Source organism: Clostridium sp. NkU-1, assembly GCA_001312405.1.
This window is the reverse complement of sequence record BBDR01000030.1, coordinates 1-16,690: the sequence shown is the minus strand read 5'-3', so window position 1 is coordinate 16,690 and position 16,690 is coordinate 1. Positions and strand designations below refer to the sequence as shown.

Annotated in this window: 26 protein-coding genes; 5 read left to right on the top strand and 21 right to left on the bottom strand. The window is 42.5% G+C overall.

Annotated elements, in window-relative coordinates; translation table 11 throughout:
• The 3 genes from JCM10519_RS24230 to JCM10519_RS24220 all read right to left on the bottom strand — a co-directional run.
• The coding region (locus tag JCM10519_RS24230) for a hypothetical protein (protein ID WP_054742518.1) at window positions 1–336 on the bottom strand (336 nt) is incomplete at its 3' end.
• Window positions 326–529, bottom strand: coding sequence for a hypothetical protein (locus JCM10519_RS24225; RefSeq protein ID WP_054742516.1), 204 nt, complete (start codon window positions 527–529; stop codon window positions 326–328). The genes JCM10519_RS24230 and JCM10519_RS24225, both read right to left, overlap by 11 nt.
• Before the next feature lie 77 nt (window positions 530–606).
• Window positions 607–840 (bottom strand): hypothetical protein, encoded by a 234-nt coding sequence (locus JCM10519_RS24220; RefSeq protein WP_054742514.1) that lies wholly within the window; start codon window positions 838–840, stop codon window positions 607–609.
• A gap of 220 nt (window positions 841–1,060) precedes the next feature.
• Between JCM10519_RS24220 and JCM10519_RS33670 the strand changes: the two genes are divergently transcribed.
• The gene (locus JCM10519_RS33670) at window positions 1,061–1,192 is read left to right on the top strand and encodes a hypothetical protein (protein WP_347845364.1); all 132 of its coding nucleotides are present in this window, start codon (window positions 1,061–1,063) and stop codon (window positions 1,190–1,192) included.
• 362 nt (window positions 1,193–1,554) lie between these two features.
• Here the strand turns inward: JCM10519_RS33670 and JCM10519_RS24215 are convergent, their stop codons facing one another.
• The 18 genes from JCM10519_RS24215 to JCM10519_RS24140 all read right to left on the bottom strand — a co-directional run bounded on the left by JCM10519_RS24215 (window position 1,555) and on the right by JCM10519_RS24140 (window position 13,128).
• On the bottom strand, window positions 1,555–3,297 hold the full coding sequence (locus JCM10519_RS24215; protein WP_054742512.1) for a DNA cytosine methyltransferase: 1,743 nt from the start codon (window positions 3,295–3,297) through the stop codon (window positions 1,555–1,557).
• A gap of 211 nt (window positions 3,298–3,508) precedes the next feature.
• Window positions 3,509–3,697, bottom strand: coding sequence for a hypothetical protein (locus tag JCM10519_RS24210; RefSeq protein WP_347845363.1), 189 nt, complete (start codon window positions 3,695–3,697; stop codon window positions 3,509–3,511).
• A 47-nt stretch (window positions 3,698–3,744) separates the two neighbouring features.
• A complete protein-coding gene (locus JCM10519_RS33665) occupies window positions 3,745–4,278 on the bottom strand; it encodes a helicase-related protein (RefSeq protein ID WP_347845362.1) in 534 nt (177 codons plus the stop codon).
• 2 nt (window positions 4,279–4,280) lie between these two features.
• Window positions 4,281–5,003 (bottom strand): DEAD/DEAH box helicase family protein, encoded by a 723-nt coding sequence (locus JCM10519_RS33660; RefSeq protein WP_347845361.1) that lies wholly within the window; start codon window positions 5,001–5,003, stop codon window positions 4,281–4,283.
• A 99-nt stretch (window positions 5,004–5,102) separates the two neighbouring features.
• A complete protein-coding gene (locus JCM10519_RS24200) occupies window positions 5,103–5,549 on the bottom strand; it encodes a Holliday junction resolvase RecU (RefSeq protein ID WP_054742508.1) in 447 nt (148 codons plus the stop codon).
• Window positions 5,543–5,752: a hypothetical protein gene (locus JCM10519_RS24195; RefSeq protein WP_054742506.1), complete on the bottom strand. Its 210-nt coding sequence runs from the start codon at window positions 5,750–5,752 to the stop codon at window positions 5,543–5,545. The genes JCM10519_RS24200 and JCM10519_RS24195 overlap by 7 nt, the downstream gene beginning before the upstream one ends.
• A 472-nt stretch (window positions 5,753–6,224) precedes the next feature.
• A complete protein-coding gene (locus tag JCM10519_RS33655) occupies window positions 6,225–6,989 on the bottom strand; it encodes a hypothetical protein (protein ID WP_347845360.1) in 765 nt (254 codons plus the stop codon).
• A complete protein-coding gene (locus JCM10519_RS33650) occupies window positions 6,943–7,953 on the bottom strand; it encodes a DUF927 domain-containing protein (protein WP_347845359.1) in 1,011 nt (336 codons plus the stop codon). The genes JCM10519_RS33655 and JCM10519_RS33650 overlap by 47 nt, the downstream gene beginning before the upstream one ends.
• Window positions 7,883–8,497 (bottom strand): CHC2 zinc finger domain-containing protein, encoded by a 615-nt coding sequence (locus tag JCM10519_RS24185; protein ID WP_054742504.1) that lies wholly within the window; start codon window positions 8,495–8,497, stop codon window positions 7,883–7,885. The genes JCM10519_RS33650 and JCM10519_RS24185 overlap by 71 nt, the downstream gene beginning before the upstream one ends.
• Window positions 8,498–8,518: 21 nt before the next feature.
• A complete protein-coding gene (locus JCM10519_RS24180) occupies window positions 8,519–9,097 on the bottom strand; it encodes a hypothetical protein (protein WP_347845358.1) in 579 nt (192 codons plus the stop codon).
• Window positions 9,090–9,755 (bottom strand): AAA family ATPase, encoded by a 666-nt coding sequence (locus JCM10519_RS24175; protein WP_054742502.1) that lies wholly within the window; start codon window positions 9,753–9,755, stop codon window positions 9,090–9,092. The genes JCM10519_RS24180 and JCM10519_RS24175 overlap by 8 nt, the downstream gene beginning before the upstream one ends.
• An 11-nt stretch (window positions 9,756–9,766) precedes the next feature.
• Complete coding sequence (locus tag JCM10519_RS24170; RefSeq protein WP_054742500.1) at window positions 9,767–10,390, bottom strand: hypothetical protein; 624 nt, start codon at window positions 10,388–10,390, stop codon at window positions 9,767–9,769.
• Window positions 10,391–10,432: 42 nt separating this feature from the next.
• Window positions 10,433–10,618, bottom strand: a complete 186-nt coding sequence (locus JCM10519_RS24165; RefSeq protein ID WP_288830111.1) for a hypothetical protein — start codon at window positions 10,616–10,618, stop codon at window positions 10,433–10,435.
• A gap of 2 nt (window positions 10,619–10,620) precedes the next feature.
• On the bottom strand, window positions 10,621–11,118 hold the full coding sequence (locus JCM10519_RS24160) for a siphovirus Gp157 family protein (protein WP_054742497.1): 498 nt from the start codon (window positions 11,116–11,118) through the stop codon (window positions 10,621–10,623).
• 51 nt (window positions 11,119–11,169) lie between these two features.
• Complete coding sequence (locus JCM10519_RS24155; RefSeq protein ID WP_054742495.1) at window positions 11,170–11,481, bottom strand: hypothetical protein; 312 nt, start codon at window positions 11,479–11,481, stop codon at window positions 11,170–11,172.
• A 205-nt stretch (window positions 11,482–11,686) separates the two neighbouring features.
• Window positions 11,687–11,860 carry a hypothetical protein gene (locus JCM10519_RS33645; protein ID WP_347845357.1) on the bottom strand — a complete coding sequence of 58 codons (174 nt, stop codon included), beginning with the start codon at window positions 11,858–11,860 and terminating at the stop codon, window positions 11,687–11,689.
• A 764-nt stretch (window positions 11,861–12,624) separates the two neighbouring features.
• Complete coding sequence (locus JCM10519_RS24145) at window positions 12,625–12,810, bottom strand: hypothetical protein (protein ID WP_054742490.1); 186 nt, start codon at window positions 12,808–12,810, stop codon at window positions 12,625–12,627.
• A 108-nt stretch (window positions 12,811–12,918) separates the two neighbouring features.
• Window positions 12,919–13,128: a hypothetical protein gene (locus JCM10519_RS24140; RefSeq protein WP_054742488.1), complete on the bottom strand. Its 210-nt coding sequence runs from the start codon at window positions 13,126–13,128 to the stop codon at window positions 12,919–12,921.
• Between the two features lie 186 nt (window positions 13,129–13,314).
• Here JCM10519_RS24140 and JCM10519_RS24135 point away from each other — a divergent pair, with 186 nt between their 5' ends.
• From JCM10519_RS24135 to JCM10519_RS24120, 4 genes are all read left to right on the top strand, one after another.
• Window positions 13,315–13,779: a helix-turn-helix transcriptional regulator gene (locus JCM10519_RS24135; RefSeq protein ID WP_347845356.1), complete on the top strand. Its 465-nt coding sequence runs from the start codon at window positions 13,315–13,317 to the stop codon at window positions 13,777–13,779.
• 30 nt (window positions 13,780–13,809) lie between these two features.
• The gene (locus tag JCM10519_RS24130) at window positions 13,810–14,067 is read left to right on the top strand and encodes a hypothetical protein (protein WP_054742484.1); all 258 of its coding nucleotides are present in this window, start codon (window positions 13,810–13,812) and stop codon (window positions 14,065–14,067) included.
• A 276-nt stretch (window positions 14,068–14,343) separates the two neighbouring features.
• Complete coding sequence (locus JCM10519_RS24125; protein WP_054742482.1) at window positions 14,344–14,739, top strand: hypothetical protein; 396 nt, start codon at window positions 14,344–14,346, stop codon at window positions 14,737–14,739.
• 314 nt (window positions 14,740–15,053) lie between these two features.
• Window positions 15,054–16,690 (top strand): recombinase family protein (locus tag JCM10519_RS24120; RefSeq protein WP_054742480.1); only part of this gene is annotated, 1,637 nt, incomplete at its 3' end.

Here is a 16,690-nt window from a genome sequence, read left to right as displayed (position 1 = left end):
CACTACAACAACCTTTTCTGATGTAATCCGCGTCCCCCGGACGAAATCCTTTCGGAAACTCTCATAGACAAATCGGGCTCCAATCCTTAAAGACCGCTTAAATTCCTCTATATCCCGTGCCGTAATTTCTGGATCCTCCTGGCTGGCTTCGGCTTCACCGGGTACGCCTGTCCCCGCCAGCCTAAACGTATACCGGCCACCATAGGCCCTCTTCTCACGTGCATAATCCCTTATGGTCTGCCGGGGTATGGACAGTGCCACCTCCCATTCCTTGGAAGTACGTTCTCCTAGCAGTTTCCCAGCATCATACGCCGCATACAAATTTTCAAATGCCATAATCCACCTTCTTTCTCTGCCTCGGCGGCTCCCGCAGCCCCCGATCTGAACACAAACTTGTATATGTATAAGCCGGATGTGTTGCTGAGAAGGTCATGGCAGGCGGTGCCTTTACTGCTATAGCTGACTCTGCCGTGGTGATCCTCTGCGCTTGCACATACTGATTCCGGCGCTCTTTTGGTGATTTTCTCAATGTGTCCCTCCTTTTAAGCAACAAAAAACCAACTACCGAATATTGATAGTTGGTTTATGTCACAAAAAAACTTGTTTTCACATTTCTAATATTAAACCTTCTTGGCGAACCCAAACATTGTCTTTTTTAAAATAAAAACATTTTTGTATTTCATTAAATTTAATTTCAAGAATCTCACCTGATTTAAATTTGGCATCAAACATACGCAGGAACTCTGATGCATTTGGGTATCTTGTATCATTAACATATTCGACCTTTTCCGCTTTTAATGTTACTTTTAACCAATCACAAACCGACTCTATGTCCAACATAATTAATACTCCTTTCAAGTTTATTGTAATCATAATACATATTTTACCAACTATCAATATTCAATTATCAAAGAACAATATTTCTTTTTTAAAGAGCCCTTCGCCTTTTTTTTGTGGGGTTTGCGGCTCCTTTCTTTTTTTGTTACGATTTGTACATTTCCTGCTTATATTGAACATATTATATTTAATATCACACTATAAAAAAATCGGAGGTTCTGTCATGTCTAGGAAAAAAACTCTCTTTGGTTCAATAAAAAAAGCATATATCAGCGGTTTAAAACCCATCGCTGCTAACAAAAACAATTTATATAATAAAAAAGCAAGATCAGTAATTAAGAAATTATCAAAATAAATATGGTAAATGAATAACGTAATATTATAGTCGGTGTCTTTAAGTCCAGCTTAATCCTAATTGACCACTAATTAAGTGTATATCGTTCTTGCTCTTCAATTTAAAATTTGGTAATATACTTTTGGAGGTGATAAACATTAGCAAAATTTTTGTTTATCGTCCAGCCAAATTGATTCGTCAATAAGTGACGAATGGATTCTGAATTTTATTGATAGTTATTAACAAACAAGCAACCTAATACATTCTGTGTCGGGATAAAATTTTCAAACGGAGAATATACTTCTCAACAATTTGGCTATTCGGAATCCACCTTTTTATAGCACTAAGCGACACACTTGGTGCTATATTAAACACAGGTTTTACTAAGCAAATCTAAGCTGCTCCTGACTATCATCAATCCTCATGTTCGCCATTCGTTCTCCAATTTTAAGGTAAGGACAATTCGCCATAACCAATGCTTCAGCTACAATGGGGACAACGCTGTTCCCAATGCGTGCCACCTGTTCAGATACCGGATATTTCTTTCCCTCATAATCATGATCAATAATATAATCTCCTGGGAACCCCTGGCCCAGCTTCAATTCCGGCTCAGCTTTTAGCATACGGAGAAAAATATCCAGAATCACATACTCATTTCCAAGGACCGTAACCAGGGCAAATCTGTCCTTTGTCACAATCGTATGAAGCGGTTCCTCCAAACTTACACCAGACACATCACCACCGTAGTATTTAATGATAAACTGGCTTACCCAGGTGCATTTCTGTGCTGTTTCTTCATCAACACCATTCTTCAACAGTTCTTCCTTGCTGATTGCAAGAATACTGACTTGTCCAAAATGCCCAGGACTGGTTGTGATTGTATGTATCGGTTCCCATAAAGGCTGACCTATTCCCGATTTATAGAATTTTGTAAGGAAAGCCGCCACCAAGCCATAACGGTTACTGGTATCTAGTGTCATTATAGGTTCATCAACCGACTGTCCTCTCACGTTAGACTTTGATGTTTCAGAATGATACTGGATTAAAAGTGGTGCGACTACATGATTATGGTCAACCGTTGTAATGGTGTGTATCGGATCATTCAAACTACTGCCCGCTCCCCTGTAATTGCCTCCATAAGATTTTTCAATGAAGGGTGTGATAACTGGCGATATCAGGCAATGTTCATTTTTTGTAACTACTGTACTCAATGGATCTTCTACTGAACGATTGCGATCTGTACAAAATCCAGTCTGCCCTATCTGCATAATGTACGGTGTCACAGTTCCAAAGCCATGCTTCTGCGTTATGGTGGGCATAGGCTCATGTATGCTCTGTCCCCGGAAGTTATCTCCCCCATGATTCACCTGAACAATAAACGGTTCCGGGCAATTAAAAACAAATTTATCCAATCCCCTGGCGATCCGGTTCATCGTCTTATCTGCCAGTGGCTTCTTTCTGCCAAAGATGGATTTACCTAAATCTGTTAAATCCAGGTATTTCCAAATAGGTTCCCACTTCTTTAATCCATCTGTACCGTTTTTATTGTGCGTAGGCTCCGGCCAGACAATTGGCAGCCCGTCTCTGCGAAAGACTGCATACCACCGTTTTCTTGTGGTAGGCGCTCCGTAATCTGCAGCTACCAGTTCCCGGCTATCAAATACATATCTGAGGGACTTCATTGCGGTAATAAACTTCTGGTAATCTTCTCCTTTACGCTCCTTTATGGGATAACCCTGTTTATCCAAAGGTCCCCACTGTTGGATCTCCTCAACATTCTCCATCAGTATCACATCTGGCAGAATTGCTTTCGCATGTTTATATACTGCCCATGGAAGAATTCTTAAGCCTTTTTCCCGCGGCTTGCCGCCCTTTGCCTTACTGTGACTGGTACAGTCCGGACTAGCCCACATCAAAGACACATGACGGCCTTTTACATACTTTTGCAAATCAACCTTGAAAATATCTTCTGTCAAATGCAATGTATCAGGGTGATTCGTTTTGTGCATCCTGATAGCTTGTGGATTATGATTGATAGCAATATCCACCGGGCGACCCAAAGCCATTTCTATTCCAACGCTTGCTCCACCGCCACCGGCAAAGCAGTCTATTATTAAATCTCTCATTTTGAAAGGAGCCAGGATATCCTGTCACGGTGGCCACCGCTCCGGCCTCCTTTCTAGATATTAACTTTTACTGTTTCCCGGCATACACTCAAAATGTATGTGCGACTTACTTCGTCTCTTGGTTTCTATGTACACGTGTTCCCCATGGATTTCCTTGCCGCAGATAGAGCAGAGATAAATCTTTTCCTGCTGAGGAGCACTGTCTTTTCTTTTAGCTGGCATTGTCGCACCTCCCATTCTTTTCTTCTTCAAGCTGGGTAAACGTTGCAAGCATAATCCTCCCGCATATTGGGGCTCCGTTATATTTTTTCATGATCTGACCAAAATCTGTTGTAGCAGAATTCCATAAACCTGGCTCCATGGGTTTCCCATGATATTTCTGATAAAAAAATATAAGCATCACAGAAGACACCTTTTACCATGCAGCTGCTTCTTCAGTTCGTACACTCATAAAATACACCCTGCCTTTCTGTAATGAGCCCGGCGCCGCTTCCACTGATTCTCACAAAACTGGATATCATCCACATAGTCATAACAAACAGCATCTTCCTTCCCTGAAAACACTCTGGCTATCCTTCCTACACTCTGGGTAACAACGGCATAATCCTTTTTAGGAAGAGTCATATACAGCCGGTCAAGGCAAGGGATATCCAAGCCTTCTTTAGCCAGACTAAAGGTTGCGAATAGAAAATGCTTCTTTCCATTCCTCATGTCTTCAATAGCCCGCTCCCGTTCTGCCCTGGCATTCTTACTGGTCATACTGCCATCGATCATGACACTGGCTCCTTTAAGCTCCGCAGGCAGCATATTTCTTAATATCTGCAAATGCTCCAGTCGATCCGAAAGGATCAGGTTAAAATGCTCTCCATTACTTTTCAAATCCTTAACAATAATTTCATTCCTTGGACCGCTCCCAGTCAGATATGGAATCAGCTTCATAAAAGCAAGAGTTCCATCCGTGTCCAAACATTCCCGATTCACCTTTATTCCTGTATTCCTCTGACTGATCCGCACCTGCATGGTCTTATCAGCACAGCCTCCTCCGGAACCCTGTAGGCAATTTCTCCGATCACAGCAAAGGTACTTTGAATCAGTCCGTCCGACCGATGAACCGTTGCTGATAATCCGTATTTATGCCGGGCAGCCAGGCTGTTCATAACTTTATAGAACATAGTCACCTTAGAAGGGGTCCCGGCAAGACGATGACACTCGTCTACGATAATCACATCCCAGGAATACCGGTACTTGTCCAGGTCCAGCTTACAGAGTGTCTGCACGGTGGCAAAAGTAATGTGACTGCCAATATGCACCTTTCCTGCCGTAATCTTTCCCAGGGTCCTTTTATCAAAGTACTGTGCAGCCCTTTCATAAGACTGGGTAAGAAGGTCCTGAGTGTGTGTGATCCACAGTGTCCGCCTTGATAATTTGGCTGCCAGTGCTATTCCCATCTGGGTCTTTCCGGATCCGCAAGGACTTTGAAGAATTCCACAACTCTGACAGCTCATTTCCATCACTGCCGGCTCTTGATAGTCATACAGAGGAATTGTTCCATCAAAGCTTAAAAGTCCGTTATCCGCCAAATCTTGATTGATTAGAGTATTCTCCTCTTTGAACTCCTTAACCTTTTTTCCCACTCCAACCGGTACAATCAACTCATTGCCTTCCACCCGGTATAGCCATAAATATTTCGGTGTATTACCAACCATAGCCCCCGGCGTGAACGATTGGCGTATTCCGGATTGGGCAGTACTAGATTTTCACTGCACCAGTCAAACAGAGCCTTCGGGGCATCTGTTATCCGCATCTCACTGCCAATCACTATCTGCATTCCCATCACCTACACTTTCCGGAAGGTTTTCCAACCAGATATCAATGTTACTGCCATATCTTTTGCATACTGGTTCATCAATCTGCTTAATTCCTTTGCCCTGAAGATGTTTGATCAGGTCATAATCAATCAGATAAATTGTCTGATTGCTGAATCGTAAAGCAAATTTCCCCTTCTCATTACCAGTCAGTTCAAACAGATGCATAGCATTGTACTGGTTCTCTTCCATTCTGCTAAGAAGGAAATAATCCTTTTCACAGTTCTTGCAATCAAAGAGGTATGTAATCCCATTCCGAGCCGCCACTACGTCACAGGGCTGTCCATTTTTGTTATCCTGAAACATATGAACCCAGAATCCTTTACCTGCCAACAGCTCCGCAAACTCTCTTTCAAAGTCTGATCCTGCTTTCTTATTGCTTACCATAAGATCTCGGCCTCCTTTTCAAGTTCCAGTGATAATCGCCGTACCATCTTTAGATCATCTTTGATTCGTTGTCTGGAGGGTCTTTGCAGGTCCCAGATCTTTTTCTGGTCTCCGGAATCAAGTACCTCTCTATAGTTTTCTATCTTTTCAAATTCCCCTTTTGCATCCTGCATGAGAAATTCAATCGCACTGATTTTATTCAAATTACCACCATTTCCTTTCCGGTCTAACCTTTTTCAGGACTAAACTAACCGCGTTTCGGCCTAAAAACAGCCTGTAAACCCTTGTTTCTACATGGGGGCTAACCGTCTAACCCAAAATCCGGTTGCATAACTGTATATATTTAAAGCAAAATTCGTTCTTATCAATTTTCCCTCGCGCTACGAGACCTATTAAATAGGTTAGACTAGTTAGACAGGTTAGACTGTATATATAAAAGCCTTATTTTATGCGGTTTCCTACTGGCTAACTATGATTTGAGCCAAGGTTAGACAGGTTAGACCCCCTTAAACAAACGGTAATGTCCCTTGACCTTCATCAACAGCCATAAATCCATCCGAATCTGTGTTATCATCGTCTTGCGGGAGATTGAATTTTATATAGCTGGATTTAATTCCATAAACTTTTGTGCTATGAATGAATTTTCCCTGTGTGTTCCTGACTAAATATCCTTTTTCAGACCATTTTTTTACTAACTGCGGTGTAATCAAAACCATTTTGGTTCAGATAGTCAAGCAAAACATCCCTATTAATGACCATGACTTCCCCGTCAATCTTCCCCCACGCTTCACCTTTATTAGGAGAATTATCAGCCTTGGGATCTTCAAATCTGACTGGATTTTTAGCCGCCCAGTTAAGAACCGATTGATAGGCCCTTTCAGCCACATCTACATCTACTGAACTTTGCAAGTATTTCTTCACATCCTGCACAGACAGGTATTCTTCATCTTGAAAAAACAGTTTTACGGCCAGTTCATCAGCCAACATAAGACATGCCATGGCCATAGCTTGCTTATCCGTAGTATCGAATTTGCAAAGTTCCTCAAACAGTTCCCTGTATCGCTCAATCAGTTCTCCTGTCTCAATTCCCTGTATGTACTCCACTAGCCTGCGGCCAGCAAATCCATAGTGCTCCTGCACGACACTACTAACATAATGGCCATCATCTACCAGGGGCCCATCTATCGCTACCTCAATGACACGGTTTTTAGACCCTCCACCAGAGTTGGCCTTTGTGATCGGCTCCTCACCAGTGAAGATAAAGCTGTTCTTCCAGGTCTTTGTATCCTCTACGCCCCCATAAGCTTTAGCCCTGCCACGGTCCACGCCTTCCGTGATCTGGTAAATCAACTGATCAAAATTACCCTGCCATTTATCCTTAATGGTTTGAAGCTCATCCCCTGCAAAAGGAATAGAGCATAAAAAGGCGGCGTTTCTCATAATGGCGTTTTTTTGTCATGTTCATGGTCTTTACGAGCCCGCCCATCTTAGGATTGCCCCAGATACTCATAGCAACCATTAGAGCAACCGTCTTACAGGTTCCCGTTGTCCCCCATATATGAAGGACAAAGGGAAGGACCTTAAGTGGCTCTAGAAGTACAGAAGCAAAACTGACGGCCATCATCATGCGTAGTGGGAGATTCTTCCTTAGTCCGGCGCATAGTTCTTTCCAAGTATCAAAGCTTCCGTTTTCTCTCACGTTCCGAAAAATCGCTTCATAGTCCATATCCCCCTCATAGCGGATATCCTCTGCATAAGGAGTAAAGAAGGAGCCCACCCACCCCAGGCGGTTGATTGATTTCTTGGGATTAAGAGTAAGGGGATTAAGTCCCACACAGTCAGAGATATAACGGACCAGATTCTTTGCATTATCCGAAGTTACTTCAATTCCGTACTGACTGAGAGCGTCCACGATTTTATTGGTATTGGCGCAAACACTACGATCCACAGTAATACTCTGCCAGGATGCGGACTTGAAATAGGCCAGGGTGATTCTCTCCTCTGCCGTATCCACATTTTTCAGGATCTCTATGGGCAGGATCGGATGGCTGCAGGCATGGGCCGGCACCGGCATTGCGTTTTTGTCATACCGGATTGCCCTCACCCCTAAGTCATTGGCCGTCCATTCCCCGCATATCAGTTCCAGCGGCTGATCGGTAAATTTCGTCTTCTGACCGTCCTGTTTCTGACGCTGGGCATAGTCAAGAACGAAGGACTTATATACGTTGTTAAATTCTGTTGCACGCTTTAATTTCCTGGCCGCATTCCGCAAAGCCTCTATGTACTGGGTTCTTTCAACATTGTCTTCTATTTCGAAAATCTGATAAAAGACTTCATCGGGAAATGGATCCGTCTGGCTCAGTTCGTACATACCAGTTATTAATTCGTCCTTCGATTTCTCCAATTTTTATCACCGCCTTCTTGTCGCCATAAACTTCTTCTGGACATTCTTCCAGATTTTCAAGCAAATATTCTATGTATGTAATGTTCTGCAGGGCTTCTGCAAAATGCTCATTTTTCTCATGGATTGCTTCACAGAGCAGGATCCGGTACATCTGGACATACAGCTTTGCCCTTTTAGCAAAAGCAGCAACATTCTGTCGCCGCTTTTGCTTACGTTCTGCCTCTCGCTTCTCCCTGTATGTAACCGGTACTGTTACTGGAACACGAAAAGCAGCAGCCAGCTCCTTTGCCGCTTCCTCATTACGGATTCCTTGATACAAGGCGGCAAACTTTATCTGGTCCCCACCGGTACCACAGGTAAAGCAGTAAAATCCTTTTCCATTGGGATATATCTTCATGCTAGGATCCTTGTCCTGGTGAAAGGGGCATAAGCACAGCCCCTTTTTATTCACCTGAAGACCGTAATACTCTGCAACGGCCTGCATGGACACAGATTCCTTTACTTTATGGAATAGCTCCGGGTCACATGAATGGAATTCCCTCATCACCGGCTCCTTCCGGAATGCTCATAAAGCCATCACCATCAGTAAATGATGGAGGTGCCGCATCTGCGGGGCTTGGGCGGCTGCCACTCTGGCTTCTACGGGAAGAAGCTCGTCTTCCGGAATTTCTGCTTCATTAAGCCCGGCTACGCTACGGATCCTCCATAACTCTGTAACAAAAGGCGTGGTTCCATCATCAGCTTTAAACTGCCGGCGGCGGAAAATCCCTCCAAACTTTTTGCCCGCAAGCATCTTCTCATTACCTTCCTTGTCCCACTGGAAGGTAAAATTGTTAGAACGTTCAATGCTGGTAATGATTCCTTTTAACCATGACGTTCCTTTACCGTCCATGTTCTGCTTGAATACACCTTTCCATTTGGCGTTTTTCCCATTTTGTGCTTTGGCTGCTTCAAACATTTTTTTATAAAAATCCTTGTGCTCCCCTTCGGCAATATCGAAAAGTATTACAAACTGCTCATTGCCATTCTGAGAAGTCTGTGTAGCTACCTGAACAATAGAACAAATATATTTCCCCTTTGGGAGCTGTACAGACTCCCCTGTGTAGGCCTGAGCCTCGTCATATCCTGCTGGTTTCTTAATCATGTTTTGAATCCTCCTTGTTTACATTCTTTGGGTTTGGAATTCCGTAATATTCTCTAATTGTGTGATCAACCATAAGGAGATCGTTATCAATCGCCAGATCATCAAACATTCCCATGGGGGACTTACTAACGGCCCCGTTTACTGATTGGGTAATAAATTTATGTTCGTCTCCATCAATAACGCAACGCAAAACAATGGTAAACATGCCTTCCACGCAAACCTTTTCGTCAAGCAGCTTTCCAATAGTCTTCGGCCTAACGTCGCCCATATCGTCCTTATCTTCATGCATGAAGAAATACACAATCTTATCCTGCTCTTTCAGCTGCACCACGTGCTGAACCAATGACCAGAATCGGTCTCCCAAATCATTGTATAAGGCAAATACTCCATTTCCTTTTCCAGCGTTACTGTGCCCACGCATAAACTGATTTGTAATCAGGTATCCTGCATCGTCAATTACTAACGATCGCTGAGAAGCTCCTGAAATGGACTTCATGATCACCGCATAGTCATCCGTATTGATGGAAGGAACCCTCCCTTTAAATGGCAGGGGCTTGTTAAGGACGTTAAACATTGCAAAATCCTTTCCTGCACAATTTCTTAAACTTGCACTTTTGCCGGTACCACTCCGACCGATAATTAATACTGGTATCGCCATGTCAATCCTCCTTAATATGGCAGCTTTTCTTCAAAGTCTGCTTCCTGATCCGGTTCGTTATCTTCCCTTATGCGCCAATCCGTCTGAAAGAAGTCCAGTCTCTCCATGCTTGGAAAAAGCGCTTCTCTAGCTCTCTCCCCCGGCTCCGTCGTATGTACCCAGTAAATGGTGGTATCATTCTTCCAGTACAGGATTCCTGCGTTATAATTGGGTCTTCCGGGCATACTCTCCACCGTTGTCTCCAGTTCCTTGCTGCTGATAACATCAGCCGTCAGACTCTTATCTGCCACCTTATAACTAAGATCACTACGGACCTGCAGCACGATAAAGGCGTGTGGCCAAGAGCAGAGATTGATTGGAACATAAGCGGCGTAATCCTTGGCTTCTTTCCATAATTCATAAACGTCCGGATATTCAGATTGGGAATCCTGAACCACTTCCCCATTTTGATGCGAATATTTATAATACTCTCCAGACTCCGGGATATCTCCGATCAGCTCCATAAGTGCCGCCTTAAATTTATTAGAGGCGTACAAGATATCCGTACATAAGCCCCATGTCCCAGCATGGACCAAATAGCCTCCATTCATATTTCCAACATACAGGCCGCCACTCTTAAGAGCGGCCTTCATCATCTTTTTTTAATTCACCAGTTTTTAAAAACATAATTCTCCCTTCTATCTGCCTTCATGGCCTCGCTCGGCTGCCATTCGGACAAGATCAAGCACAATGTTCAGTTCATCATAGGAAAGCTGCCATATATTGCTTACCATTAAATCCGTGATCTTTGATGATACCTTAACGAGCTGCGCCATCCGGTAAGGCGATATCTCCGAACCGGAAGTATCTGGCAGCCTGTCCATGCTCATCGGATCCGCAAATGCTCTCCACGGGGTTCAAAGTGAGCCCAGTCAACCTGTTTCTCTGAAAGAAGCTGACGAACCGCTTCCTTATTCACCACTGGCGGCTGCGGAATGGTATACTTAGGTGGAATATCCTCCACGGTTCCATCAATAACCAAAGGCTCTGCTCCGCCATTCTTGCAGATTGAATAGCTGAAAAGGGCTGTTTTGAACTTCTCTTTACCGGTGTAGCGCATGTTTTCCATGAGATACTCCTTGATCCATCTATCCTTTCCTTCCAGCTGCTTTGCCCTTGCATTAAGCCTGTCCATTTCCGCTTCAATGGCTTTAATACTGGACTGAATCTCCATATGTATCTTGGCAAGGTTGTCCGATTTTTCTTCAAATTCTCCGAAGATAGCCTCCAGCGTATCCTTCATAATCTGCGGATCAATATCCTCTGCATAGCACAGTTCTTCAAAGACTTTATATTCCTCTGCGATTACATATAATTTTTCCATCTTGATTTCCTCCGATAGATTCCCTATAATAAAGATGTAAATATTTACGAGTTACTTTGATTCCCTGGGAGTTGCCGCTCCTGGGGTTTCTGTTTTTAGAGTCTGTATGACTCCATCAATTTCTGAAATTGCTTTTTCGTGTTCCAGTTTAGAAACCTGAAACCGTTTGAGCAGTGCAGTTCTGGCCCGCTTAGTCACTACAATGTATTGGCCGATTCCCTGCTTTACCATGATTGCCTCCGGAAACTCTGCTTGAACATACGGAAAAAAATCATCCGCTAATGCTTCATTCGCCATAGCGTAAGGTGTTCCCTTCCGGTTACTCAGTTCTTTTAAATAGTAGTCCAAATAATCTTTATCCATCAGCCTTCACCTCCTCCTACAAAGCTTCTAAATGCCCGCATGTTCCCAAAATCACAATCACACAGGCTACAAAGATGACTGCCGGCAGAAACCACTTCGTAAACTCCATCAAGCGTGATGGGCGGGTGTCGGTGTAATCATCCAAGTTGTCATAGTGCTTTTGCATGAAATTCCTCCTTTCTGGGCTTGTCCACTGGTTCCGGCCTCAGCCGGATTCCTCTTTATGTAAATAAGATGCCCTCAATGCCGGCAAAACCATCTTTGCAATTTGCTTTGAAATAGCCTCAGCCTCTTCAGGTGTCGTATCTTTGCAGTAATCATCATAGAAGATAAAGGTCGTAGCCCCCTTCTTGATTTCCTTTACCGGCTTACTTGCCATGTCACCACCCCTTTCTAACTGATTTTATGTGGCATAGTTTGTACACCTTTCCTTGTTTTTCGTTTATAGTCTTTGCAGGTATACCGCCTGCTCCGATCTGGGCAACGATTGCGGTACCGGCAGGACTTACATGAATACGTAATCTCTATATATATCACCATTCCTTTCTTGTAATTTCTTCCAATGCTCTTTATACTGTACTTACAGGCTCCTGCCAGAGCTGAGTACGAAGGAAAGGAGGGTTAAAAAATGAATATTAAACTCATGAAAGAATTGGCTGAACTCAATACGGTTAAAAAAGATGTTGATGCTAGGTTATCCCTGATGATTGATGAAAAAAATCAATGAAACAGTTCAACAAGTAAAAAAATGATTTTTCAGCTTACTTTAAATCAAACGGTTTTTCAGTCAATGAGAACGGTAACGTAATTATTGCAACATATAAGGACCTGTCAATTAAACTGTCACACGACACTTCCGCATCGAAGTATATGGGGTCGTACTTCGTTTTTGATTTGGATACAGTACAAGTTAACAAAGACTTTTATAATATTTCACTAATACGTACCGGTGTATCTACTCAATCACATGTAACTCTTGGCTTTGTAGATGAAGACCAGCAGCAACTCAATTCTGTGAGAGCAGAAATAGAACAAGCTCTTAAAAGAATTGATAATTTCACACAAGAAAAGTGGGTACTAACTTTATCAAAAAAATCAAAAACCGGCAGAGAATCCCACACTTATGTCAATATGTCAGAACTTTTAAATGATCTTTTCAAATGATATAGATATTCCTGAATCATTGAAGATTTCTTCAAGATAACTAATAGCTATCTGAGGATCAGTAATTAGCAACCTTTCATATTTTGATTGTTCATAAGGGTCTTGGAAAACTATTTTGTTAACCGGGACTCTTATGTGAATATTCTCAATATCTTTCTTCTCCATCCTCTCTCGCCTCCTCTTTTTTTAATGCTTGTCCATGTCAATGGTTCATCTCTTTTATTCTGATTGTCTCCTATCTGAGCCTATTGCTTTTTGATGATTTTAAATCATCTATTTGACAAAAAAAATATCTTCTTTCTCCTTTAAGGACTTAATACCCAGTAGCTCACAAAGGGCGGAAACTTCACTAGTTTTAAATTCCTGCCTATTTTCCAATTTTAGCTGGAAACCATAAGAGGAAAGCCCTAAATAATCTGCGACATATTTCATCTTCAGTCCTTTTCCCGAAATTAAACTCCTTAGAAGTTCTGTGTTGGTCAAGATATCACCTCCTCGCTTTGATGATTTTAAATCATCTATCCACACTATATCATTTTGATGATTTAAAGTCAACTGTTTTTTTATATTTTCACAAAAATAATTGATTTTAAATAAACTATGTGCTATATTTATGATATCAATGCAGAAATGGATGGGAAATCATGGCGGATATCGGGAAAAGAATACGTGAAAAAAAGGGAAGCTCTTGGTATAACACAAGAGGAATTAGCAGCGAAACTTGGTTATAAGAACAAATCGACTATCGCCAAAATAGAAAACGGTACTAACGATATCGTTCAAAGCAAGGTGGTTGAATTTGCTAATGCGTTAAACACATCTGCGTCCTACCTCATGGGGTGGAAAGAAGAATCACAAGTACAATCGCAACTACAAATTAATCAATCAGAGCAAACCCTTCTACATAAATACCGCTCATTAGATGATAAAGGCAAGCACACCGTAGACACAGTCCTGGAAATGGAATACAATCGTTGCAATGCTGAACGCTTAGAGGTTTCAATGGTAATGCCAGAAAAGAGTAAACCACACCTTCTCCCTGTAGCCGCCCATAATGATACCATCACAGAACCAGGAGAACTGAAAAAAACCAAGCGTGACCTAGCCAAGCTAAAGAGGCCAGGAAAACAATAAAATACAATTTATTCGGGGAAGTGTTTAAAAATGGAGTATGAAGAACTACTGAACGAAGCTGATTCAGAAGGAATCTATGTTATTGAAAATTTAGAGTTTGAGTCCCAGGCATCTGGTCTTATCAATGGAGACGTGATCGGGCTGAGCAAATGCTTGTCTACATATTCAGAAAAGGCCTGCGTCCTTTCAGAAGAGCTGGGACACTATTATACAAGTGTTGGCAATATTCTTGATCAGACTTTAGATGGAAATAAAAAACAAGAATGCCACGCAAGGCTCTGCTTATGATAAAATGATTACAATAGAAAAAAATCATTTCCGCTAAGAAAGCCGGTTGCCGCAATCGTTACGAGATCGCTGAACACCTAAATATAACAGAGCCTTTTCTTCAAGAAGCCATAGATTGTTACCGCTCAAAGTATGGCCTCGGCATTCAAAAAGATGAATACATAATTTTTTTTCGAACCATTCAATGTATGCAAATTGATTGACTAATGCATAATTTAGCAAATTAATGTTAAATAGCCTATGGCTTTTTAATAATATAATCATGGAGGGAATGAAATGAGAAAGGTAAAATTATTAATTACAACCGCAATTGTTTCGGCGGTTATGAGCACGGCAGTCTTTGCCGGAGAATGGAAACAAGATACAAATGGTTGGTGGTATCAGAATGATGACGGGAGCTATCAAGTCAATTCATGGATTCAAGAGAATGGAAAATGGTACTGCTTTGATTCAAATGGTTATATGCTTACAGGCTGGGTAAGTACCGTGGGGGGAAAATGGTATTACATGAATCCATCAGGTGACGCAAGAACAGAAGATTACATTGAAAACGGTATAACTTACCACTTTGATCAAAATGGAGTCTGCCAAAATCCAACTCAGACCACGGAGCAATCGCAAGAAGATTATAAGAAAAAACATGGATGCCATCAGCAGAGGAGAATCAGCTAAAGCAGCACTATACATTTGGAGAGAATCACAAGTAATTGATACTACCCCTGGAGTTGATTCAGGGAATGAAAATATTGTAAGTGTAACTGATTTAAGCAAATAGAATCCTCATAATACAAAAACCGCCCGGTGCTGGTAACACCAAACGGCTTTAAATAGATTTTCTCTCACCGGGCTTCAGGGAAGATATATCCATCTCGACAATGGAATTATATCATTTTCGGAACGTCCTGACAAGAGGGCGTATTTTTTATACCTTAACTCAGAATTAAGAGAGAACTACTTCCATAAAATAGATTGAAAGGAGCTTACCTATGTCATATCTCATGTATTTACGTAAAAGCCGTGCTGACAAAGAAGCTGAAGCACGTGGCGAAGGCGAAACCTTGGCTCGACATGAACAGTTATTAACTGAGTTGGCAATAAAAATGAGACTTGAAGTCGGCGCCATATATAAAGAACTGGTTTCCGGAGAAACCATTTCCGCCCGCCCTAAGATGCAGCAAGTCCTATTAGAAGTCATGCAAGGGATGTGGGAAGGCGTCCTCGTAATGGAGGTTGAGCGTCTGGCTAGAGGTGACACCAAGGACCAAGGAACCGTGGCAGAAGCTTTTAAATTTAGCAACACCAAGATCGTCACGCCCCTAAAAACCTACGACCCTTCTGATGAATTTGATGAGGAATATTTTGAGTTCAATCTCTTTATGTCCCGCCGAGAATATAAAACCATTAACCGAAGAATCCAAAGGGGCCGTATCGCCGCCTTTCGGGACGGCTGGTACATAGCCGGGACAGCACCTTATGGCTACGAAAAAGTTAAACATAAGGGAGACAAGGGTTATACTCTGGAGATTGTCCAGGAGGAAGCCAGGATCATTGAATATATCTATGATCTCTATACCACCGGCGAGCTACAGGAGGACGGCAGCTATGCTCCATTCGGCTCCTACCAAATCCGTGACCGGCTGAATGAGCTGTGTATACCTTCCCGGAGTGAAAAACCCTGGTCAGCCTCTTCCATTATTGACATATTAAGCAACCCAACCTACTGCGGATACCAGCGGTGGCAATGGCGTAAAATCCAAAGGCAAATGCTGGATGGGAAAATCATTGAAACCAGACCCAAAGACGCTAATTGCGAAAAGGTCCGTGGACGCTTCGCACCTATTATACCTGAAGAAAAGTATAACCTGGTTCAGAAGATTAAAGCGGGTAAGCCTCTCCCGATCAACACCAACACCACCTTGCAAAATCCCCTTTCCGGACTGGTATACTGTTCCAAATGCGGAACCTTAATGACCAGGCAGCCCAGCAACACCAAGCTTCGCTACGCCGTCCTGCGCTGTCCAAACAGTAAATGCAACAATATCTCATCCCCCCTTTCCCTGATTGAAGAACAGGTCATTGAAGGCTTAAAGGAATGGATCCCAGAATATGAATTAGACTGGCCGGAGGAATCCGGAAAGGAAAGCGAAACCACACTAGCCGTATTACAAAACTCCCTTCATAGCATTGAGGAGAGATATAGCCAGACAGAAAAGCAGTTAAATAAAACCTTTGACCTTTTAGAGCAGGGTATCTACACTCTTGATATCTTCCAGGAACGCCATAAAACCCTTGAAGTCCAGAAGAACGAATTGCTTAAGGAAAAAGAACGCATAAAGACCGAACGAGACCGCACCTCTGCCAGAGAACAAGCCAAGCGAGACTTTATTCCCTCTATCAAGCATCTATTGGAGGTATACTGGGAAGTGGATGATATCATGATTCGAAACAGTATGCTGAGAAATGTTTTAGATCACATAGACTACTTAAAGACCGAAAGAAATAAAAAAAGGCGCCGGAAACACGGCGAATTTCACATTACAGTTTTACCCAAGGATCCCGGAAGGCCGCTAAAACACTGGGTTTTCACAGGATCAATAATTACCTATAGCTTATCGGTTCATAT